This is a genomic window from Amycolatopsis sp. NPDC058340, from assembly GCF_042723975.1.
In the GTDB taxonomy this organism is placed as follows: Bacteria; Actinomycetota; Actinomycetes; order Mycobacteriales; family Pseudonocardiaceae; genus Amycolatopsis.
In genome coordinates, this window is sequence record NZ_JBHXIB010000026.1 from 1 (window position 1) to 20,608 (window position 20,608).

16 protein-coding genes and 1 pseudogene are annotated in these 20,608 nt (G+C 69.4%); 9 read left to right on the forward strand and 8 right to left on the reverse strand.

Annotated features, from left to right (window positions below; all coding sequences use genetic code 11):
• Positions 1–57: 57 nt before the first annotated feature.
• The 4 genes from ACFWIW_RS25585 to ACFWIW_RS25600 all read right to left on the reverse strand — a co-directional run bounded on the left by ACFWIW_RS25585 (position 58) and on the right by ACFWIW_RS25600 (position 4,883).
• Positions 58–480: a DoxX family protein gene (locus tag ACFWIW_RS25585; protein WP_378370776.1), complete on the reverse strand. Its 423-nt coding sequence runs from the start codon at positions 478–480 to the stop codon at positions 58–60.
• Positions 481–639: 159 nt separating this feature from the next.
• Entirely contained in the window at positions 640–1,836 is a 1,197-nt protein-coding gene (locus ACFWIW_RS25590) for an RICIN domain-containing protein (protein WP_378370777.1), read from the reverse strand.
• 116 nt (positions 1,837–1,952) lie between these two features.
• Positions 1,953–4,007: a hypothetical protein gene (locus ACFWIW_RS25595; RefSeq protein ID WP_378370778.1), complete on the reverse strand. Its 2,055-nt coding sequence runs from the start codon at positions 4,005–4,007 to the stop codon at positions 1,953–1,955.
• A 78-nt stretch (positions 4,008–4,085) separates the two neighbouring features.
• On the reverse strand, positions 4,086–4,883 hold the full coding sequence (locus tag ACFWIW_RS25600; RefSeq protein ID WP_378370779.1) for a thioesterase family protein: 798 nt from the start codon (positions 4,881–4,883) through the stop codon (positions 4,086–4,088).
• Between the two features lie 58 nt (positions 4,884–4,941).
• Between ACFWIW_RS25600 and ACFWIW_RS25605 the strand changes: the two genes are divergently transcribed.
• Complete coding sequence (locus ACFWIW_RS25605) at positions 4,942–5,637, forward strand: TetR/AcrR family transcriptional regulator (protein ID WP_378370780.1); 696 nt, start codon at positions 4,942–4,944, stop codon at positions 5,635–5,637.
• A gap of 9 nt (positions 5,638–5,646) precedes the next feature.
• Positions 5,647–6,852, forward strand: a complete 1,206-nt coding sequence (locus tag ACFWIW_RS25610) for a PP2C family protein-serine/threonine phosphatase (protein WP_378370781.1) — start codon at positions 5,647–5,649, stop codon at positions 6,850–6,852.
• A gap of 1 nt (position 6,853) precedes the next feature.
• On the opposite strand, the gene ACFWIW_RS25615 is transcribed toward ACFWIW_RS25610, so the two are convergent.
• Positions 6,854–7,423: a YdeI family protein gene (locus ACFWIW_RS25615; RefSeq protein WP_378370782.1), complete on the reverse strand. Its 570-nt coding sequence runs from the start codon at positions 7,421–7,423 to the stop codon at positions 6,854–6,856.
• 90 nt (positions 7,424–7,513) lie between these two features.
• Between ACFWIW_RS25615 and ACFWIW_RS25620 the strand changes: the two genes are divergently transcribed.
• Positions 7,514–7,873 (forward strand): arsenate reductase family protein, encoded by a 360-nt coding sequence (locus ACFWIW_RS25620; protein WP_378370783.1) that lies wholly within the window; start codon positions 7,514–7,516, stop codon positions 7,871–7,873.
• Between the two features lie 265 nt (positions 7,874–8,138).
• Here the strand turns inward: ACFWIW_RS25620 and ACFWIW_RS25625 are convergent, their stop codons facing one another.
• Positions 8,139–9,296 (reverse strand): epoxide hydrolase family protein, encoded by a 1,158-nt coding sequence (locus ACFWIW_RS25625; RefSeq protein ID WP_378370784.1) that lies wholly within the window; start codon positions 9,294–9,296, stop codon positions 8,139–8,141.
• Positions 9,297–9,357: 61 nt separating this feature from the next.
• Here ACFWIW_RS25625 and ACFWIW_RS25630 point away from each other — a divergent pair, with 61 nt between their 5' ends.
• Positions 9,358–10,314 carry a helix-turn-helix transcriptional regulator gene (locus ACFWIW_RS25630; RefSeq protein ID WP_378370785.1) on the forward strand — a complete coding sequence of 319 codons (957 nt, stop codon included), beginning with the start codon at positions 9,358–9,360 and terminating at the stop codon, positions 10,312–10,314.
• On the opposite strand, the gene ACFWIW_RS25635 is transcribed toward ACFWIW_RS25630, so the two are convergent.
• Both ACFWIW_RS25635 and ACFWIW_RS25640 read right to left on the reverse strand, forming a co-directional pair.
• Positions 10,311–11,969, reverse strand: coding sequence for a sulfatase-like hydrolase/transferase (locus tag ACFWIW_RS25635; protein ID WP_378370786.1), 1,659 nt, complete (start codon positions 11,967–11,969; stop codon positions 10,311–10,313). The two genes, ACFWIW_RS25630 and ACFWIW_RS25635, sit on opposite strands and share 4 nt — an antisense overlap.
• A gap of 62 nt (positions 11,970–12,031) precedes the next feature.
• Positions 12,032–13,171, reverse strand: a complete 1,140-nt coding sequence (locus tag ACFWIW_RS25640; RefSeq protein ID WP_378370787.1) for a PucR family transcriptional regulator — start codon at positions 13,169–13,171, stop codon at positions 12,032–12,034.
• A gap of 144 nt (positions 13,172–13,315) precedes the next feature.
• Here ACFWIW_RS25640 and ACFWIW_RS25645 point away from each other — a divergent pair, with 144 nt between their 5' ends.
• The 5 genes and pseudogenes from ACFWIW_RS25645 (at position 13,316) to ACFWIW_RS25665 (ending at position 20,605) form a co-directional block, all read left to right on the forward strand.
• Complete coding sequence (locus ACFWIW_RS25645; protein WP_378370788.1) at positions 13,316–14,539, forward strand: YncE family protein; 1,224 nt, start codon at positions 13,316–13,318, stop codon at positions 14,537–14,539.
• The gene (locus ACFWIW_RS25650) at positions 14,536–15,153 is read left to right on the forward strand and encodes a hypothetical protein (RefSeq protein WP_378370789.1); all 618 of its coding nucleotides are present in this window, start codon (positions 14,536–14,538) and stop codon (positions 15,151–15,153) included. Before ACFWIW_RS25645 ends, ACFWIW_RS25650 begins: the two co-directional genes overlap by 4 nt.
• A 50-nt stretch (positions 15,154–15,203) precedes the next feature.
• Positions 15,204–16,789, forward strand: a pseudogene (locus ACFWIW_RS25655) (alkaline phosphatase D family protein).
• A 29-nt stretch (positions 16,790–16,818) separates the two neighbouring features.
• Positions 16,819–18,684 (forward strand): molecular chaperone HtpG, encoded by a 1,866-nt coding sequence (htpG, locus tag ACFWIW_RS25660; protein WP_378370790.1) that lies wholly within the window; start codon positions 16,819–16,821, stop codon positions 18,682–18,684.
• Positions 18,685–19,114: 430 nt separating this feature from the next.
• Positions 19,115–20,605, forward strand: a complete 1,491-nt coding sequence (locus tag ACFWIW_RS25665) for a M1 family metallopeptidase (protein ID WP_378370791.1) — start codon at positions 19,115–19,117, stop codon at positions 20,603–20,605.
• Positions 20,606–20,608: the final 3 nt, after the last annotated feature.

The following is a 20,608-nucleotide window of genomic DNA, read 5'->3' on the forward strand; positions in this document are numbered from 1 at the left end:
ACTTTCGCAACCTTCAACGTTGCGAAAGTGGCTTTCGCAACGCCTCGGGCGGTGTGCCTAGAGGTCGTCCTCGTCGCCTTCGGGAGCTTTGATCCCGAGCAGGGCCCGCGTCTGATCCTGGAGGAACCAGGCCAGCGTCGCGCAGACGATCAGCAGGATCAGCGGGAGGACCGGGCCGCCGTCGGCGAGGATGAACAGTTCCGTCACGCTCGCGCCCACCATGACCCCCGCCAGCAGCAGCGCCGACGGTCCGCCGAAGCGGGGCACGAGCAGGCCGATCGCGCCGGCGACCTCGAGTACGCCGGTGACGTACCGGAGCCACTGCCCGAGCCCGATCTCGGCGAAGACCTGTTCGGTGTGGCCACCCGAGAACAGCAGGTAGCCGCTGTAGAGGAACTCGGCGGCGAGCGCGACGCGCACGATCCACAGCGCGATCGAGCCGATGGACAGGCTTCGGGTACCGCTGGTTCCTCCGGACATGCCGGGGATCTTTCTCCTGGTGAGCGGGGCTGGCAAGACGCCGGCGGGGAGCCAGGCCCATGTCGCGAAAGCCACTTTCGAGACGCCTGATGTCCCGAAAGTGGCTTTCGCGACACATCCGCCGGCATCGCGAGCCGCGTTCAGAGGACTAAACGCGGCTCAAGCGGGAACTTGCCAGGACTGGCCCGCCGCCCCGTCGCAGGTCCGGATCACCAGCCGGGTGCCCTCGCCGGTGGCGCCGCCCTCGACGTCGAGGCATTTGCCGGACTGCGGGTTGACCAGTGTCGTGCCCTGCCGTCGCCAGGTCTGCGCGCCGGTCGCGTTGCAGTCCCACAGCTGCACCCGCGTGCCGTCGGCCGTGCCGCTGCCGGCGACGTCCAGGCATTTCCCGAGCGCGCGCAGCGTCCCGTTCTGCACGGCCCACGTCTGCGCCGGGGTGCCGTTGCAGTTCCACAGCCGCACCGCCGTGCCGTTCGCGAGCTGCGAATGGTCGACGTCGACGCATTTCCCGGTCACGCCGGTGATCCGCCCGGCGGGATACGGGGTGCCGCTCCGGATCAGGTACTCGCTGTTCGCGACGTTCCAATGGGTGGCGAGGTAGCTGCCGGGCGCGGGATTGGTGTGGAAGTAGTCGTCGCCGAGGCAGTCGATCTGGTTCTCCGGCGCGCCGGGGCACACCTTCTTCAGACCGCCCGGCGGGAGACCGCCATCGTCGTAACACATGATGTCTTCGTCGTCCCAGCAATGGCCGTACGGTGTCCCGTTCGGCGCGCTGCCCTGGACGGCGCCGAGGTTGTGCAGGAGTTCGTGCCCGGTGGCCTGCCAGCTCCAGCATCCCGTGCCGACCGTCGCGTAATGCGGGCCGCCGTTGTACGGATTGCTCGCGCCGGGGCTGTCGTTCCCGCCGTTGCCGAACGCGAGCCCGCAGCCGCCCGCGTCGTACCAGACGATGTACTTGCGGTCGGCGCGGTTGTGGCCCTGTGCCTTGATGGCGTTGGTGATCGTGTCCACGTTGGCCATCGCGGACTGGGCGATGACGACGTTCGCGACCGTCGCCCGGCAGCTCGCGTCGTGCACGTACCTGACGTGCCGGACGCCGCCGCCGAGCCGGGCCGCGGCTTCGACGAAGATGTCGTCGATCTGGCTCGTGAAGGTCTGGAATTGGCCGACGAACTGCCCGTACCGGTCCGCTTGCGTGTTCCCGCGGACATAAAGCGCCTGAACGCGTTTGCCGCTGACGCCGTCACCGTCGCAGACCACCGAGGCTTCGGCCGCGGCCGCCACGGGAGCGGGCAGGGACAGGACGCCGAGCGCCAGCACCGCGCCGGCCACGAGTCTGGAGATTCTTCCGGTCATGCCGAACCGCCTTTACCTCGCAGGGATGAGGCATCCGGATGCGTCAAAGAGGTCTAGACCGCCAGGAATCATAAGCGCCGGAAGATGGGAATGTCACTGACAGAACAGGACACACGTCACGTCTGTTCGCCGAGGAGTATCTGTTCGAGCAACAGGTCGACGTCACGGGCGGACTCGGCTTCGCCTATCCGGTGGAACGTTTCGGCGGCGCTGAGCGCGCGGCGGGCGGCCTCGCGGACGCGGCCGGCGGCGCTCAGCACGTGGGCGGCGACGTGGTCGAGCTGCGCGACGAGATGTTCCCTGGCCGGCGCGGTTTCGGTTTCCACGGCGTGCACGGCGGTTTCCGCGGCGTCGAGCGCGCTCAGCGCCGCGTCGACGTCGCCGGACCGCAGCCGGGAAAGCGTCGCGGCGTTACGGCAAGTGGCGGCCACGTAACCGCCGCCGATCGCCAAGGCCGCGTCGGCGGCCCGCGCGTAGAAGTCGGCGGCGTTCGCGCCGTAGCCGAGCAGGTCGAGTTGTTCGGCGGCGGCCATGCTCACCGAGATGTAGGAATGCCCGGTGTCGCCCGAATCCTGGAGGATTTCGGCGAGGACGGCGTATTCGTTGAAGGCACGCGAAGATTCGCCAAGCGCGCGGTAACTGTCGGCGTACATCCACCGGCAGCGGTGGCCCCAGTCCGGTGACGCGGCGAGCAGGGCGATGGCGCGGGGCGCGACGTCGAGCACTTCGTCGTAGCGGCCGGCGCCGTGCAGCGCGGTGACGAGGACGTACCAATGTTCCGCGGTGTCCTTGCCTTTCGACGCGGCGACACCGAGAGACGCGTAGGCGTCGTCGACGGCTTCGGCGAATCTGCCGGTGCCGATCAGCGACAGCGCCCGGAGGTGGCGGAGATGTCCGCGCAACCGTTCCGGGCCGCCGACGGGCAGCGTCGCCAGCAGGAGCTCCACGAAAACGTCCAGTTCGTCGAGCGATCCCGTTCGTTCGTAAGCGATCCGGACCTGTTCGACGGCCTCGACCGCCTTCTCGCCGACGTTCCCGACGATGAAGGCGTCCGTCGCCGCCCGCGCGAGTTCCAGTGTGGCCGCCGGATCCTCGCCGTCGCCGTTCCGCAACGACGCTTCGAGACACAGAAGTGTCCCGTGGAGCAAAGGATCCCCCGCTGCGCGAGCCCGCTCGGCGCCCCGTCGCAAGGCCTCGTACGCCTCGGAAGTGCGGCCCTGCCCGGAAAGCACGTGCGCCAGCCAGTATTCGCCCCAGCAGGCGGCGCGCTCGTCCGTCCCGGCGCGCAACCGTGCCGCGGCCACCGTCGTCAACGCGACCCCGGTCTCGGCCTGATCGTCGAAGACGAGCCACAGGCCAAGCCAGCACTGGTTGAGCAGAAAGCGGATTTCGTCGCCCTGGCGCCGGAATCCGGCCGCCGCGTCACGCAGGCGCTCCTCGGTGCCCTCGCCCTGGAAGAAGATCGCGCGCAGTTCGCTCAGCCGAGGCTCGATTTCGTCCGGGACGCTTTCGATCGCGTCGAGACAGGCCCGCGCCTCCTCCGGTTCGCACCGGTGGTTGTGGATCTCCGCCCGGATGACGAGCTCCTCCGCGGACAATCCGGGCGGCGGCAGGATCGGGACGCGGGGGAGCGCCGACGGCAGGAGCGGGACGAATTCCGCGACCGGTTTCGCGGCCATCTTCCGTTCGGCGTAGCCGGTGAAATAGCCGGTGTGCTCGCGTCCGTCGAGCTCCTCGGCTTCGACGAACGCCGCCGCCCGCATCCGCTCGTGCAGCCTGCTCAGGGGAACGCCGTCGTACGGGCCGTTGAGGACGAACGGGATGTCGCCGTATCCGGTTTCCGTCAACCGGCGGGTGAGCAGCGCCGCCGAAGCGAAGAACTCGAGCCTGCCGACGGCGTCCGAATGGTCGCCGACACCGTCCAAAAGCGACAGAAGATCGAGACCGGTGTGCTCGTTGCCGGTGAGGGCGCAGAATTCCAGCCGCAACGCGTGATCGCCGTACCGGAGCGGATCACCGGACGAGGCCCTGGTCACCCAGCGATAGGTCGACGCGGCCTCGGCGTACTTGCCGGCGGCGGCTAGCGGCACCAGGGTCCGGCAGAGCCGGGTGATCTCGGCTCCGCCGGGATCGGAGTCGTTCTCGCCCGCGCGACGTGGTTCCACTTCCATGGTCCTGCCCCCAGAACAATGACGTCGAAGCCGGATCTTAGCTCCCGGCGGCGCGTCATGAACCCGCTTTCGGGTGGTTCAGGGGAGCCGGACGGCGGCGATCTGGGTCGCTTGCCCGATCAACCGGTTCTTTTCGTCCCAAAGCTCCGCGACCTCGTCCATCCGGTCACCGCCGAGCTCGCCCGCGCGCATCCGCACCCGCACCGGACCCGGCGCCGGGAGCCCGCGCAGGTACGCGGTGAACTGGACGGTCGGCGCCCAGCCCGCGATGCCGAGGTCGTAGGAGATCGGCGGTACCGGGTCGAGCGCGACGAGCAGGCTCACCGGGTCCCAGTCGCTGCCGTCGGCGAGCCGCAGCCAGGACGAGATCACGCCCTTTCGGGACGGCTGTCCCACCGCGAAACCCGCCGCGGCCGGGTCGAGCCGCTGCTCGACGACGTCCATCAGTCCGATGCGGAATCCGCCACCGCCGTCGGCGGGCACGGGCAGGCAGTCCTGCTCCGGCGGGATCTCCACCGGATCCACTCCGGACCACCACGCGTCGCCGTCGGTCAGGACGCCTTGGGTGATCAGCGCTTCGGTGCAGGGCGCGCCGTGCTGGCTCAGCCGGGCACGCAGCTGGGTGAGGCCGCGCCCCTCGCGCAGCACCTCGACCTCGACGACCGCGGGGCCGGGCTCGGGGGCCACCGAGAACGAGCCGCTGATCGCGGTCAGATGCGGATGCGAGGAGACCTCGGCGGCGGCCTTGGCGAGGACGGCGAGGAGATAGCCGCCGTGCAGCTTCGTCCCGATCGTCCACTGTGGATCGAGTTCGGTGTCGAAGACCGGTTCGCCGTCTCGGCGGCGGAGGGCGGTCGCGGTCCGGAAATGCGCCATGACTCAAGCTGACACCGTCAAGTTGACGGTGTCAAGTCAATGCTGGCAGCATCACGGCATGGGCGCGAAGCGGACGAAGGCGCGGCCGGGCGAAGGGGACAAGCTGCGCGGCGAGATCTTGTCGGCCGCCGACGCCCTGCTCGGCGAGGCGGGGAGCGACGAGGCGCTGACACTGCGGGCCGTCGCGAGGCGCACCGGCGTCTCCACGCCGTCGGTCTACGCGCATTTCCCCAGCCGTGACGCCTTGCTGGAGGCGGTCTGCCTGCGGGTGTGGGACGAACTCGCGCGCCGGATGCGCGAGCACGCCGTCGAGGTCGCCGATCCGATGCGCGCCCTCAGCCGCTGCGCCCGGGTGTACGCCCGGTTCGCCCTCGACCATCCGGTGCAATACCGGGTACTCCTGATGCGTCCCTCCGGCGGTTCGTCACCCGGCGCGGTCGCCTGTTCCCGGTATCTCGCCGACGCGACCGCCGCCTGCGTGCGGGCCGGGATCCTGCGCGGCGAACCGGAGGTCCTCGCGATGGGCCTCTGGTCGGCGATGCACGGCTGCGTGAGCCTGCTGATCGCCCAGCCGGGGTTCGACTGGCCGGAGGAGCCGGAGGCGCTGATCGACACCGTCATCCGGATGGCCGGTCTCGGCACGGCGCTCGCCTGCCGCGTCCCGCGCGACGCCATTCCGCCGAGTGCCGTACTGGCGGAGGACCTCGACGGACTGGCGGCGGGCTGGGCGGTGGCCGCGGGCCGGACTGGCTAGGCTCTGCGCATGCCCGAGACCCCGACAGCCGACGATCGGCTCCAGGTGCTCGAAGCCATCACCGACACGGCGCTGGGTCACCTCGGCCAGGAAAAGGTGATGACCACGATCCTGGCCCGCGTGCGCGAGGTTCTCGGTGTCGACACCGCCACCGTGCTGCGGCACGACCCGTCGGCCCAGCTGCTGCAGGCGATCGCCGCTTCCGGGATCGAGGAAGAGGTCTATCAGGACGTCCGGGTCCCCGTCGGCGCCGGTTTCGCGGGCCAGGTGGCCGCGCAACGCAGCCCGGTGATCATCGACCACGTCGACGAGACCACCGTGGTGAACGCGCTCCTGTGGGAACGAGGCTTGCACACGCTGCTCGGCGTGCCGATGCTCGCGGGCGACGACCTGATCGGTGTCCTGCACGTCGGGTCGCTGACGCCGAGGGAGTTCTCCGAGACCGACATCGAACTCCTGCGACTCGTGGCCGCGCGCCTCGCGCTGGCGGTGCAGATCGAACTCTCGTCGACCGATCGCGCGGCCGCGGCCGCGCTGCAACGGAGCCTGGTGCCCGCGCGATTGCCCGCCGTGCCGGGAATCCAGTTCTCCGCGAGGTACGTCCCGGGTACCGAACCCGGGGTGGGCGGTGACTGGTACGACCTGTTCTCGCTGCCGGGTGGACGGCTCGGCATCGTGATGGGCGACGTCGCCGGACACGGCCTCAACGCCGCCGTGATCATGGGGCGGCTGCGCAGCGCGCTGCGCGCCTACGCGCTCGAATCGGACGACCCGGCGGAAGTACTGTCCAAACTGGACCGCAAGGTGCAGCATTTCGAGCCGGGTTCGCTGGCCACCGTCGTCTACGGATTGGTGGCGGCTTCGCGCGACAGTATGGCGATCTCGCTGGCGGGGCATCTGCCGCCGGTGCTCGCGCCGCCCGGCGGTCCGTCGGTGTTCGTCGACGCGCCGGTCGATCCGCCCATCGGGGTCACCGGGCCGGGGCGCCGAAGAACCGTCGTCGAACTGCCGCCCGGTGCCGTGCTCGCCTTCTACACCGACGGTCTCGTCGAGCGCCGGGATCAGCTGATCGACGTCGGCCTGCGGCGGCTCGCGGACGTGGTCTCCGCGGATCAGCCCGGAGTGGTGTGCGCGCGGGTGATGGCCGCGCTCGTCGGCAACACGCCGGCGCAGGACGACATCGCCCTCCTGGTGGCCAGGTGCCAACCGAACTGAGTCACCGGACCGGGTGATTCGCGCGGACGTTCACGGCCGCGAGTTCGACGGTCTTGGCGATCCGTCGCTCGCGGGTTTCCGGCTTCTTCGCCGTCAGGATCCATTCCAGGATGAGCCTCTTCGACGACGGCGGGAACTTCTCGAAATGGGTGCGGGCGGCCTCGTCGGCGTCGAGCCGGGCACGCAGGTCGCCCGGGACGCCGTCGCCGTCCGGCACGACCTGCCAGCGGCCCTTCGCCTTGGCCAAGTCGATCATCGCCTGGCCGCGTTCGGTCATCTGTCCTCCGGCGACCAGGCGGGCGGCCCGCTCGCGGTTGACCCGGCTCCACGTGCTCCGGGGATCGCGCGGGGTGAACCGCAACCGCGAACTTGTGGCGTCGTTCTTCCGGTGCAGCCCGTCGATCCAGCCGAAGCACAGGGCCTGCTCCATCGCCTCTTCGATCCGGACGCTCGGGACGCCGCTGCCCTTGTGCCGGATGACCAGCCAGACCTCCTTCTCGGTCTCGGCGTGCTCGGCGAGCCAGGCCCGCCACTCGGCGGGGGAGGCGGCGCTGACGGTGGTCTCGTCCATGGCAGGGTTCCTTTCGTCGTAGGAGTCTGTGACCATCATCGGAAGCAAAGTGCTCATCGAGTGAGCACTTTTCGAAGGGAGTGGCCCCGGATGGAGATCTGGGTGAACCCGGCGTGTTCCAAATGCCGGGCCGCGGTGTCGATGCTGGACGAGGCGGGGGCCGAGTACACCGTGCGGAAATACCTCGAAGAGCCGCCGACGGCGAAGGAACTGAAGGCCGTCCTGAAGCGGCTCGGGCTCGAGCCGTGGGACATCACCCGCACCGCCGAGCCGATCGCGAAGGAACTCGAACTCAAGACGTGGGGGCGCACCCCCGCCGACCGCGACCGGTGGATCGGGGCGCTGGCCACGCATCCGAAGCTGATCCAGCGGCCGATCATCACCGCCGACGACGGCACGACCGTGGTCGGGCGGACCCCGGAGGCCGTTCAGTCGGTACTTCCCGGCTGATGACCTCGTGAGTGGCAAGGACGGTTAGGTACCTACTGGCCGTTGGTCGCAGGTCCGTGAGGGCCTCCTTGCCTACCCTCAAGGTAAGGAAGGAGGCCCTCACGGACGACGCGATCGCCACCCGAGGCCTCGGCAACGCCACCTGTCCCAGCGGCGGCGCGTGAAGGCGGCTCAGGCGAGGAACCTCACCTTCCCAAGTCCGTGAAGGCCTCCTTGAGGGACCCAAGGTCCCCCAAGGAGGCCTTCACGGACTTGCGGCGAGGCGTCAAGAAAGCTTGCGGAAGAACGCCCGGATGTCTCCCACCAGCAGGTCCGGCGCGTCCTGCGTCGCCCAGTGGCTGCCGCGGTCGAATTCCTGCCACGAAACGATGTTCGCGTGGTCCCGCTCGGCGAAGCGCCGCAGCGGACGGAAGTCGTAGGCGAAGCTGGCCAGCCCGGTCGGCGCGGTCGTCGGTTCGGCCGGATGCTCGCTGTGCTTGTCCTCGTAGTAGAACCGCGCCGCCGAAGCCGCGGTGTTGGTGAGCCAGTACAGCGTGGCGTTGGTGAGCACGTGATCGTCGTTCGTGGCCGAAAGCAGTTGCGCGCTCCAGGCCAGCTGCCCGGCCGGCGAGTCGGCCAGCGCGTGCGCGAGGTTCTGCGGCGCGCTCTCCTGGAGTTTCGCGTAGCCGGACATGTCGTCGTTGAAGGCCTGCAGGAACTGCAGGTACTCCAGTTCCTTCTCGGTCATGCCCTCGAATTCCGCCGGATCGCCGCTGGGGAACGAGAACAGCTGGGTGACGTGCACGCCGAGCACGTGCTCGGCGTCGACGCGGCCGACCTCGGGGGCGACGAACGAACCGGCGTCGTTCCCGTGCGTGCCGTAACGCTCGTAGCCGAGGCGGCGCATCAGCTCGGCCCAAGCCTGAGCCGTACGGTACCGGTTCCAGCCCTTCTCCCGCGTCGGGCCGGAGAAGCCGAACCCGGGCAGCGACGGGATGACCACGTGGAACGCGTCCGCCGCGTCGCCCCCGTGGGAAACCGGGTCCGTCAGCTCGTCGATGAGGCCGAGGTATTCGAAGACCGAGTTCGGCCAGCCGTGCGTGAGGATCAGCGGTTTCGCGTCCGCCTCGGGCGAGCGGACGTGCAGGAAGTGGATGTTCTGCCCGTCGATCTCCGTGGTGAACTGCGGGTATTCGTTGAGCTTCGCCTCCCACTTCCGCCAGTCGTAGCCCTCGCGCCAGTACGAGACCAGGCGCCGCACGTACTCCAGCGGCACGCCGTACTCCCAGCCCGGCGTGACCGGTCCGCGCTGCACCCCGTCGGTCACCTGGTCGGCGGGAAGTTCGTTCGCCCAGCGGACGCGGGCCAGGCGGTCGGCGAGGTCGTCCAGTTCGGCCTGCGGGACCTCGACGCGGAAGGGCTTGATCTCGGTGTTTGCGTTCATGAGACCAAGGTAGAGTGCCATTAGGAACATCCCGTTCCTAATAAAGGAGCAGCCTGAAGAAATGTTGGAAACCTCGGCAAGACTGCTCCGTCTGCTCTCCCTGCTGCAGACGCCCCGCGACTGGACCGGCACCGAACTGGCGGAACGCCTGGAGGTCAGTGCCCGCACGATCCGCAACGACGTCGAGCGTCTCCGCGCGCTCGGGTACCCGGTGAACGCGACCCGCGGTTCCGTCGGCGGCTACCGGCTCGGCGCGGGCGCCGACCTGCCGCCGCTGCTGCTGGACGACGAGGAGGCCGTCGCGGTCGCGATCGGCCTGCGCACCGCGGCGGGCGGCACCATCGCGGGCGTGGAGGAGACGTCGTTGCGCGCGCTCGCCAAACTGGAGCAGGTGCTGCCGTCCCGGTTGCGCCGCCGCGTGAACGCCTTGCAGGCGTACACGGTCCCGGTGCCGAGGGACGAGCCCGGCCCGCGCGTCGCCGCCGAGACGCTCACCGTGCTGACGGCCTGCTGCCGGGATCGCGAGGTACTGCGTTTCGGCTACCTCGCCCACGACGGTTCGGAAAGCGTCCGCAAGGTCGAGCCGTATCGCCTGGTGAACTGGGGGCGCCGCTGGTATCTGGTCGCCTGGGACCTCGACCGCGGCGACTGGCGCACCTTCCGGGTCGACAGGCTGACCCCGCGTATCCCCACCGGCCCGCGGTTCACCGCGCGCGAGCTGCCGGAAGACGTCACGGACCGCGTGCGGCGCGGGGTGTCGTCCGCCGCCTGGCGATACCGGGCCGACGTCACCGTGCACGCGTCCGCCGAAGAGGTGACCGCGCGGATCAACCCCGCCGTCGGGACGGTGGAGGCCGTCGACGCGAACACCTGCGTCCTGCACACCGGCGCAGACAGTATCGAGACGATGGCTGTCCACTTAGGACTGCTCAATCTCCCGTTCCGCGTCACCGAACCCACGCAATTAGTCGACTACTTGCGCGAGTTGGCCTGCCGATATCGCGACGCGACCGGCTAGCGGGCGAAGGTGGTCAGGAACCGGTCCCGGAACGAGTCCATTCGCCACACCGGCGCGTTCCGGTCCGGGTTCAGGCCGTCCTGCCAGTTCCACCCGGCGATCTTGTCGAGTACGGCCTTGTCCCGCGTGACCACCGTGATCGGGACGTCGTGATCCGCGCCCGCGCCGGCGACGATCGGGTTCGGCTGGTGGTCGCCCAGGAACACGAGGACGAGGTCGTCGTCGCCGTAGGTCTCCACGTACGAGATGAGCGAGTTCAGCGAATACGCGATCGAGTCGCCGTACGCGCCACGCACCTTGGCGGGGTCGGTGAAGACCTCTTCGGGCGTTTTCCCTTGCGAGGGCATGGGGTTGTAGACCGACCCGTCGCCGACGGCGGCCCAGTCGACCATGCGGGGGAGCGGCGTCCACGGCCAGTGACTGGTGACGAGGTCGATCTCCGCCATGAGCGGCGGGCGGTTCCGATCGCGTTCGGCGCGCTGGAAAGCCGAAAGCGTGAACTGGTCCGGCATCGTGGCGTAGGAGAACGGCGGGCCGCGATATCCGATGTTTCGTGAGTCGTAGTAGCGGTCGTAGCCGTAGACCTTGCCCTCCGGCCAGTCCTCGGTGTGCGCGGGGACGACGCCGACGGTCTCCCAGCCCGCGCGTTTGAAAGCGCCGCCGAGCGTGAACCGGTCGGTCTTCACGAAGTCGTCGTAGCGGTGCTGGCTGTCGACCCACACCCCGGATTGGAACGTGGAATGCGCCAGCCAGCTGCCCGCGCTCGTCGTCGGCGACGTCAGGAACGCGCTGCGCGAGCCGTATCCCGCGTTCTTCAGCCGCGCGGTCCCGGCGTCGAGGACCGCGTCGACCTTGGGCGCGATGTCCGAGTCCTGGACGGCCACCCGGCCGTAGCTCTCGATGAAGGTGAACAGCACGTCCTTGCCGCGCAACGCGTTCAGCAGTCCGGATGACGGCGTGTCACGGAAGGCGTCGACGGCGACTTCCTCGGCGAAGGCCTGCCTGTCCCGGATCCCGGCCCGAACCTGGCGGAGGTCGTCGTAGGCGAAGGCGACCGCGCTGCGCGAAGCGAGGGGCTGCCCCGGAGCGAGCTGCGCGCCGGAGACCGCGCACACCATCCAGACCACGCTGAGCACGGCCGTCACCCGGGTCGACGCCGTGCGCCGTCCGGCCACCACCCGGCTCAACCGCAGCACGGCCAGCGCCATCAGCACGATCACCACCACCGCGAGCAGCGTCAGCCCGGCGAACGACGCGATCGCGCCAGCCCGGCCGATCGACGTGCCGAGCAGGTCGACGCCGTTGCCGAGCACACCCCAGTCGAAAACCGGGTTGAACCGCCGGTCGAGCGCGAGCCCGAAACCGATGTCGATGGCCTTGAACACGGTCAGCAGCCCGAGGAGCGCGCCGGCGGACACCGCGACGATCCGCCGGGCGCCGTCGCGCAGCATGAGCACCACCGCCACCCCGAGCAGTGCCTCCACCGGCAACCGCACGAACGCCTCGGGGGTCAGCGCGTCGAGGTCGTCCGGCGCGAGCAGCGCGAACAGCACGAGAACGGCGGACAGGGTGGTCACCGCGCTGGACGCGATCTCGCGGGCGGCCGTCCGGTCGCCGGGCAGGCCCACGAGGGCGGGGCGCGGGAAAACCGACAAGGCGGGTTCCTTCCGGGTGGAGAAGCCTTCACCGGGTTACACGGACGGCGGGGCCCGGCGGTTCAGCCCGATCGCCAGGTACGCAGCGCCCACCACCAGCCGACGGTGTGCCGCACATGCGTGCCGCCGTCGTCTTCCGGCGGGTCGAGCGACGCCCCGGTGATCTCGCCGAGCCGGGCGAGCCGGTACCGGACGGTGTTCGCGTGGACGTGCAGCGCCGCGGCCGTCTGGTCGAGCCGCCGCCCGTGATCGAGGTAGGCCAGCGCCGTCGAGACGAGCTGCTCGTGGAAGTCGTCGCCCGGCGTCAGCGCGCTCAGCAGGGTGTCACCGAGCAGCGCGGCGAGCCCCGGCTGGGCGGCGAGCGCGGTCTCGACGGCCAGATCGGCCACCGCGTGCAGACCGCGGGACCGCGCGGCCGTCGGCAGCGCCATCACGCACAGCGCGTGCATCCCGCGGACCTCCGCGAGCGGGACGGCGGGGGAGACCACCATGAGGACGTCGTCCCCGAGCGCCGAAGGGGCGGGAAGCCGCGGCGCCAGCCCGGTCAGCCGCCCGTCGACCAGGCCGAAGACGCCGCCCGTCGCGCCGAGCCGTCGCTCGACGACCCGCGCCTGGTACGGATCGCCGACGTCGGAGAGCAGGCAGTGGTAGCGCCCGCCCGGATTCAGCCCGACGTTCGCGACCTCCTCCGCCGAGGGCGCCGCCGTGTCGCCGCCCAGCAGCCGCCGCAGCACCCGGGCGCGGCTGTCGTGCACCGTCCGGGTGAGTTCGAGTTCGGCCTCGTGATAGCCGGCGATGACCTGCCGTTCGAGCGCGCGCGTGTTCCGGTCGAAATCGACCAGCGCCGCCAGCATGACGCCGTCCGGCACCCCGGCCGCCTTGCCGCGTTCGACGGCGATCTCGACCGCGCGGCTGCGGCCCGCCTGCACCCCGCGCAACAACGCGGCGAGCGGCACGCCCTGCGCGGCCCGGTCCGCGCCGAGCACGGCGGCGGCGGCGTAGTCCTGCTCCCCGGCCCCGCCCGGCCGGTCGAAGGAGGCGAGGCCGGCGGCGAGCACGATCGCGACGTGCCGCCGGTTCTCGCTCACCGGCAGGGTCGCCACCTCCGGTGACTCCGTGCGGGCGGCCCGGACCACTTCGTCGACGACGTCGGCGTCGGCGGCCATCTCGGCCAGCACGTCGTGGAGCGACCGGTGCGCCATCGCCACCGCCTTCCCGCGCGGATTGTGTCCGGTGCACAACGAAGCCGTCGGTCCTTGGCGACCGTCCCCTACCGAGGGTGTCCGGCCGGTTGGTTTCCTGTGAGCTACCGAAAGGTAACAGGCCCTCGCCGAAAGGTGCGCGTGATGCGGAAACGCCGGTTGCTGAACACCGTCCTCGTGACCTGCCTCGCCGCGGCACTTGGCTCGGCGCCCGCCGCGGCGGAAGACGGCCTGCGGCAGGTGCTGTTCGTCGGCAACAACTGGGAGGGGACCGCGGACGTCATCGCGCCCTCCGGCGACTACGCCAAGATCGCGCGCGTGAACATGGTGCCGGACAAGGACGAACGGCTCACCGAGATCTACCTGAACCCGATCAAGCTCGCGTTCTTCCTCGGTATCCGCAACGGCGTCGGCGAGGGACACGACCAGCTCGTCGACGATCTCTACACCACCCCGGACGGCCGTGCGGTGGTCGCGTCCCGCCCGAGTTTCGCCGACGTCGTGTCGATCGACCTCGCCACCGGCGACGTCAACTGGCGGTTCCCGGTGTCGGGTTTCCGCTCCGACCACATGGCCGTGTCGCCGGACGGACGCAGTATCGCGGTGTCGGCCTCGACGTCGAACACCGTCCACGTGCTCGACATCGAGACCGGACGACAGCTCGGCTCGTTCAAGACCGGGGACAAACCGCACGAGAACACCTACACCGACGGCGGCCGGTACCTCTGGAACAGCTCGATCGGCGAGGTGAACACCGCGCTCGACGCGCCGTGGCAGGACTTCACCAAGGGCGACCGGAAGATCACCGTGGTCGACGCGAACACCTTCCAACAGGTCAAGGTGATCGACATGCGTGAACGCCTGGACGCCTTCGGGCGCAAGGACCTCTCCGACGCGGTCCGGCCGGTGGCCTTCACGCCCGACGAGTCGAAGCTGTACTTCCAGGTGTCGTTCTTCAACGGCCTTCTCGAATACGACGTCGCCACCGACCGGATCACGCGGTCGAAGACGCTGCCGAAGAACCCGAACACCAGCGAAGACCGCACGACCTGGGTCAACGACTCGCGCCACCACGGGCTTTCGATGAGCCCCGCGGGTGACAAGCTCTGCGTCGCCGGGACGATGGACGACTACGCGACCATCGTGGACCGCGCGAGCCTGCGGGAAGGGCCGCTCGTGACCGCCGCGAAGCCGTACTGGGCGACCGTGAGCGGCGACGGAAGGCATTGCGTCATCTCGGAAAGCGGATCCGACCAGGTGACCGCGATCGACTTCGCGACCGGCGCGAAGGTGAAGTCCGTCCCGGTCGGCGACCACCCGCAGCGCATCCGGATCGGCCACGTGCGCACCGGTAGTCTGCGCGGGTGAGCGAAGAGATCTGGGCGGCCCTCGGTGCGACATCCCTCGACGAGGTGCGGCGGCGTGCCGCGGTGATCGACGCGGTCACCGGGATCGAGCCGATCGAGGTCGACGGCGCGGTGCGCTACGCCTGGAACGACGGTGGCGGCCAGTCGGCGGTCTGGTACTTCACCCCGGACGGACGCGCGCTGCTGCTGACCTTCGACCACGAATCGGCGCTGAACCTGTACGCCGAAGGCACCTACGAGGAGCAGGAGTCGCTCTACGGCGGTGTCCCCGAAGACCTCGTCGCGCTGGTGCGGAACCGGCCGGAGAACTACGAATCCCTGAACATCGTCGACGCGGAGACGGGGGCGACGATCCTCTACGCCGGTGGCGTGTTCTGGTTCGACGGCACGAGGTGGGCGCAGGCCGAAGGCTTCCTCGACCACTGCCACCGGGAGGGTCTGGACCCGCTGAGCGAGTCGGGGTTCACCTACTGCCTCGGCGACTACCGGTTCGGTGAGGAGTTCACCCCCGAGCTGATCGTCGAGGACCGGGCCGCCGAGGGCTGGTACGAGGACGACGCCGAACGGGAGAAGTCGCTGGCCGAGATCCGCGAGATCTTTTCGCGGCTCGGCTGAGGGGTCCGCTCAGCGCACGATCTTGGCTTCGTTGTGGCACCGTTCTGGGAATGAGTCTGCGCCTGGGGCCGCTGCTGCGGCATGTCGACGAGACGTCGGCGACGGTGTGGGTCGAGACCACCGCCGCGAGTGAGGTCGAAGTACTCGGTACGACCGCGAGGACGTTCGAGATCAAGGGCCACCATTACGCCCTGCTCGTGCTGACCGGACTCGAACCCGGCTCGTGCGTCGAATACGAAGTGCGTGTGGACGGCGAAAAGGCGTGGCCGCTCGCCGATTCCGGGTTCCCGCCGAGCCGGATCCGGACGCTGCCCGAGGAGGAGTCACGGGTCCGGCTCGTATTCGGCTCGTGCCGCAAACCGCACGAGGCAGCCTCCTTCGGTCCGGACGCCCTGGTCGCGTACGCCCGCCGGATGGCGGCGGGCGTGGAGAGCGAGTGGCCGCAGGCGCTGCTGATGCTGGGCGATCAGGTCTACGCCGACGAGACCACCGAAGAGACGCAGGAATGGCTGAAACAGCGTCGCGACATCTCCGAGCCGCCGGGCACGGAGGTGAAGGATTTCGAGGAGTACACCCACCTCTACCTCGAAGCCTGGGGTGAGCCTTCGATCCGGTGGCTGCTCTCGACCGCGCCCCGTCGATGATCTTCGACGACCACGACGTCCGCGACGACTGGAACACCTCCCACGCGTGGCGGCAGCGGATGCGCGCGCAGCCGTGGTGGCGGTAGCGCCTGCGCGGGGCGATCATGTCGTACTGGGTCTACCAGCATCTCGGGAACCTCGGCCCCGCGGAACTCGCCGAGGACCCGACGTATCGGAAGGCCATCGCCTCCGGCGGGGACAACGCCGGCCTGCTCACCGCGTTCGCCGACGAGGCCGACGACGACCGCGACGGCACCAAGGGCGCGCGATGGAGTTACCGCCGCGACTTCGGCGCCGTGCGCCTGCTGGTCATCGACAGCCGGGCGGGGCGGATCCTCGCCGGCGGCGCCCGGTCCATGGTCGACGACGACGAATTCGACTGGATCGAGAACAACGCCGCGTCGCCCTGCGACCATCTGCTGATCGGCTCGTCGCTCCCGTGGCTGCTGCCTCCGGTCGTCTCCCACCTGCAGTCGCTGAACGAGCGTGCCTGCGATCGGCCCGGGTGGCGCGGACGGCTCGCGGAGAAGATCCGCCAGGCCGCGGACCTCGAACACTGGGCGTCGTTCCGCGCGTCGTTCGACCGGCTCGCGGCGATGATCGCGCGTGAGGGACGCCGGGACGATCCGCCCGCCACCATCGCGGTGCTCTCGGGCGACGTCCATCACGCCTATATCGCCGAGGCGCGCTATCCCGAGCCGGTGACCTCGGCGGTGTACCAGCTCACCTGCTCCCCGGTTCACAACGCCATGCCACGTCCGCTCCGGCTGGCCTTCGCCGCCACCTGGTCGTCCCCGGTGGCGGCGATCGCGCGCGGCTGGGCCCGCCGCGGCGGCGTCGCGCCCGATCCGCTGACCTGGGCCAAGGTGTCCGGTCCGCATTTCGGCAACGTCATCGCCACGGTCGAGACGCAGGGCCGGGCGTGCGTCACCACGATCGAACAGGCCACCGGCGACGGGCTGGTCGAAGTGGCCAGACGGAGGCTGACCTGAGCCCGTTCCACGCTGGGTAATATCGGCCCGTGACAACCTCTGCCGAAACACTCGAGTTCCAGTCGGAGGCACGTCAGCTGCTTCAGCTGATGATCCACTCGATCTACTCGAACAAGGACACCTTCCTGCGGGAACTGGTGTCCAACGCCTCCGACGCACTGGACAAACTCCGCCTCGAAGCGTTCCGCGACAAGGACCTCCAGGCGGACACCGACGATCTCCACATCGAGATCGCGACCGACTCCGAAAACCGCACCCTCACCGTGCGGGACAACGGGATCGGGATGAGCCGGGACGACGTCGTGGCGCTGATCGGCACGATCGCGAAATCCGGCACCGCCGAATTCCTGAAGAAACTGAAGGAGACCAAGGATTCCGCGGCTTCGCAGGATCTGATCGGCCAATTCGGCATCGGCTTCTACGCCAGCTTCATGGTGGCCGACAAGGTCACGTTGCTGACCCGCCGCGCCGGATCGGACGAGGGCGTCCGCTGGGAGTCCGAGGGCGAAGGCACGTACACCATCGAGACGGTGCCGGATCTGCCGCAGGGCACGTCGGTCGTCCTTCACCTCAAGCCAGAGGACGCCGAAGACCAGCTCTTCGACTACACCTCGGCCACGAAGATCAAGCAGATCGTCAAGAAGTACTCGGACTTCATCACCTGGCCCATCCGGATGACCGAAGGCGACGAGGTCGTCACGGTCAACTCGATGAAGGCGCTGTGGGCCCGGCCGTCGTCCGACGTCACCGAGGACGAGTACAACGAGTTCTACAAGCACGTCGCGCACGACTGGAACAACCCGCTGGAGACGATCCGGCTCCAGGCCGAGGGCACCTTCGAGTACCAGGCGCTGCTGTTCCTGCCCGGGCACGCGCCGCTCGACCTGTTCATGCGGGAGCGCAAACGCGGTGTCCAGCTGTACGTGAAGCGCGTCTTCATCATGGACGACTGCGAAGCGCTGATGCCGGAGTACCTGCGCTTCGTGAAGGGCGTCGTCGACGCGCAGGACCTCTCGCTCAACGTCTCGCGCGAGATCCTGCAGCAGGACCGGCAGATCCAGCTGATCCGCCGTCGCCTGGTCAAGAAGGTGCTTTCGACGGTCAAGACCATGATGGCCGACGAGAACCGCTACAAGTACGACACGTTCTGGAAGGAGTTCGGCCGCGCCGTCAAGGAAGGCCTGCTGGACGACCACGAGAACCGCACCGCGATCCTCGACATCTGCTCGTTCGCTTCGACGAATGACCCGGAGAAGCTCACGTCGCTGCGTGAGTACGTCGAGCGGATGAAGGACGGCCAGGAGCACATCTACTACCTGACCGGTGAATCGCGGCAGAGCATCGAGAACTCCCCGCATCTGGAAGCCTTCCAGGCCAAGGGGTACGAGGTGCTCGTGCTCACCGACCCGATCGACGAGATGTGGGTCGACGCGGTTCCGGGCTTCGAGGAGAAGCAGTTCCAGTCGGTCGCGAAGGGCGAGGTCGAACTCGGCTCCGACACCACCGACGAGCAGAAGGAAGCGTTCTCCGGGCTGCTGACCTGGCTCACGAAGACGCTCGGGGAGCAGGTCAAGGAGGTCCGGCTTTCGTCGCGGCTGACGACGTCGCCCGCCTGCATCGTCGGCGACACGAACGACGTCACCCCGACGCTGGAGAAGATGTACCGCGCGATGGGCCAGGAACTGCCGCAGATCAAGCGGATCCTGGAGCTGAACCCGGGGCACCCGCTGGTGTCCGGGCTGCGGGACGCCTTCGCCTCGAAGGGGGAGAACGACGGGCTCGCGGAGACCGCGGAACTGTTGTACGGCATGGCTTTGCTCGCCGAAGGCGGCGAACTGGCCGACCCCGCGCGCTTCACGAAGCTGCTGGCCACGCACCTCCAGAAGTCGCTGTAGCTCCGGGGCTGAAGGGGACTTTCCCCGCATCAGACGCCACGAAGGGGCCCTTCACCGCATCGCATGCGGTGAAGGGCCCCTTCAGGTTGCGAGCCGGGTCGTGGCCTGAACCGCCCACAAGGGACACCCGGGCTGGCTCGCTTTGTGTCGGGGCTCGTGAGTGGCAAGGATCGTTCTAACCGTCTTCACCACTCACGACCCCCACGTGGAACTGTGCGTAAAGGCATGAACCGGCCGTTCGGGCGACACGCACCGTCCTTTGTGGACCTTTCGCGCAGGGGCAGGCCGACAGCCGGTCCGCGCGCCGCGGATGTCCAGCCGGTCGCCTGTCCGTGAAGGCCTCCTTGAAGGACTTCGCCGGCCATGCGGTTGATCCCGTATCGGCCGAACGGTTGATCCATTTCGGCGCGGATCGGGCCAGGCTGGCGGTATGCACCACAAAGCACGGACCTTCGCCGTCACCGCCCTCGCGGCGGCGCTGCTGCTCGCCGGGCCACCGGCCCTCGCCGCACCCGCGCCGCCGTCCCCGGGGGCGCCCGGTATCGGTGACCCGTTCTGGCCGACCGCGGGCAACGGCGGCTACCGGGTCGAGCGGCAGCGGCTGTCCTTCGATTTCGCGCCGGATCTCTCGTCGTATACGGCGACGTCGCGGCTGAGCCTGCGCGCCACGCAGTCGTTGTCGCGTTTCGACCTGGACCTGCTCGGTCCTCAGGTCCGTTCCGTCGCGGTGGAAGGGAAACCGGCGGCCTGGCGGACGACTCCGGACGGGGAGCTGGTCATCACCCCGGCCCGGCCGGTGCGGGACGGAACGCGGTTCACCGTCGCCGTCACGGTGTTCAACACCGCTCCCGACCTCTTGGCGAACCCGCCAGAGAAGCCCGAGGACCTCGTCAACGGGCTCTGGCGGGCCGGTGACTACGTCCAGCTCCACACCCAGCCCACCGGCGCTCGGCGCGTGCTCGCGGTGAGCGACCACCCTTCGGCGAAAGCGCCCACCACCACCGAAATCACCACTTCCGGCGCGGCCACGTCCGTCGCGAATGGACGGTTGCTGGCCACCACCACGGCCGGCGGCCGCACCACCCGCGTCTTCGACGAGCCGCGGCCGATCGCCACCGAACTGCTCCAGGTCGGCGTCGGCCCGATCACCGTCACCCATCGGCGGGGACCGGGCGGAATCGACCTGCGGTACGCGCTGCCCACGGACGAATCCGCGGCGATCCTGCCCCGGCTCGACGAGACGTACCGGACGGCCATCGAGTTCCTCGGGCAGCGGCTCGGCCCGTTCCCGGGCCGGGTCGCGGGCGCCTACGCGACCCCGACCGGCGGGGCCACGGAGACCCAGGGGCTCACCTGGCTGAACTCGGATCAGCTCACGCCCGAGAACTTCGACCGGAACGGCGCGGACAGTGTCATCGCGCACGAACTCGCCCACGAATGGTTCGGGAATTCCGTGTCCCCTGCGCTGTGGGGCGACCTGTGGCTGAACGAGGGGCACGCGGTCTTCTACGAATGGCTGTGGGGCGAAGCGCACCATGGGAACGCGCTGGACGCCTCGGCGCGGAGCGCGTATCGCTCCCATCGCTCCTGGCTCACCGAGAACGGTCCGGTCGCCGCTCCGGATCCGGCGAGTTTCGGACCCGGCGACAACCGCCCGTTCGGATCCGGGGCGTACCAAGGCGGAGCGCTGACGTTGTACGCGCTGCGGCAGCAGGTGGGCGACGGGACCTTCCAGCGGATCGAGCGGGCCTGGGTCGCCGAGAACCACGACAAGGTCGCCGGCACCGGGCAGTTCATCGCGACCGCGTCCAGGGTGGCGGGCCAGGACCTCGGCCCGTTCCTGCGGAGCTGGCTGTACGCCTCCGGAACCTTGCCGCCGATGCCGGGCCACCCGGAGTGGGAGGTGGGCCCGGCATCCTGACGG

Bases quoted from the DNA above. Each gene is read 5' to 3' on its own strand.
- ACFWIW_RS25585 (WP_378370776.1), bottom strand. From the start codon at position 480: ATGTCCGGAGGAACCAGCGGTACCCGAAGCCTGTCCATCGGCTCGATC.
- ACFWIW_RS25590 (WP_378370777.1), bottom strand. From the start codon at position 1,836: ATGACCGGAAGAATCTCCAGACTCGTGGCCGGCGCGGTGCTGGCGCTC.
- ACFWIW_RS25595 (WP_378370778.1), bottom strand. From the start codon at position 4,007: ATGGAAGTGGAACCACGTCGCGCGGGCGAGAACGACTCCGATCCCGGC.
- ACFWIW_RS25600 (WP_378370779.1), bottom strand. From the start codon at position 4,883: ATGGCGCATTTCCGGACCGCGACCGCCCTCCGCCGCCGAGACGGCGAA.
- ACFWIW_RS25605 (WP_378370780.1), top strand. From the start codon at position 4,942: ATGGGCGCGAAGCGGACGAAGGCGCGGCCGGGCGAAGGGGACAAGCTG.
- ACFWIW_RS25610 (WP_378370781.1), top strand. From the start codon at position 5,647: ATGCCCGAGACCCCGACAGCCGACGATCGGCTCCAGGTGCTCGAAGCC.
- ACFWIW_RS25615 (WP_378370782.1), bottom strand. From the start codon at position 7,423: ATGGACGAGACCACCGTCAGCGCCGCCTCCCCCGCCGAGTGGCGGGCC.
- ACFWIW_RS25620 (WP_378370783.1), top strand. From the start codon at position 7,514: ATGGAGATCTGGGTGAACCCGGCGTGTTCCAAATGCCGGGCCGCGGTG.
- ACFWIW_RS25625 (WP_378370784.1), bottom strand. From the start codon at position 9,296: ATGAACGCAAACACCGAGATCAAGCCCTTCCGCGTCGAGGTCCCGCAG.
- ACFWIW_RS25630 (WP_378370785.1), top strand. From the start codon at position 9,358: ATGTTGGAAACCTCGGCAAGACTGCTCCGTCTGCTCTCCCTGCTGCAG.
- ACFWIW_RS25640 (WP_378370787.1), bottom strand. From the start codon at position 13,171: ATGGCGCACCGGTCGCTCCACGACGTGCTGGCCGAGATGGCCGCCGAC.
- ACFWIW_RS25645 (WP_378370788.1), top strand. From the start codon at position 13,316: ATGCGGAAACGCCGGTTGCTGAACACCGTCCTCGTGACCTGCCTCGCC.
- ACFWIW_RS25665 (WP_378370791.1), top strand. From the start codon at position 19,115: ATGCACCACAAAGCACGGACCTTCGCCGTCACCGCCCTCGCGGCGGCG.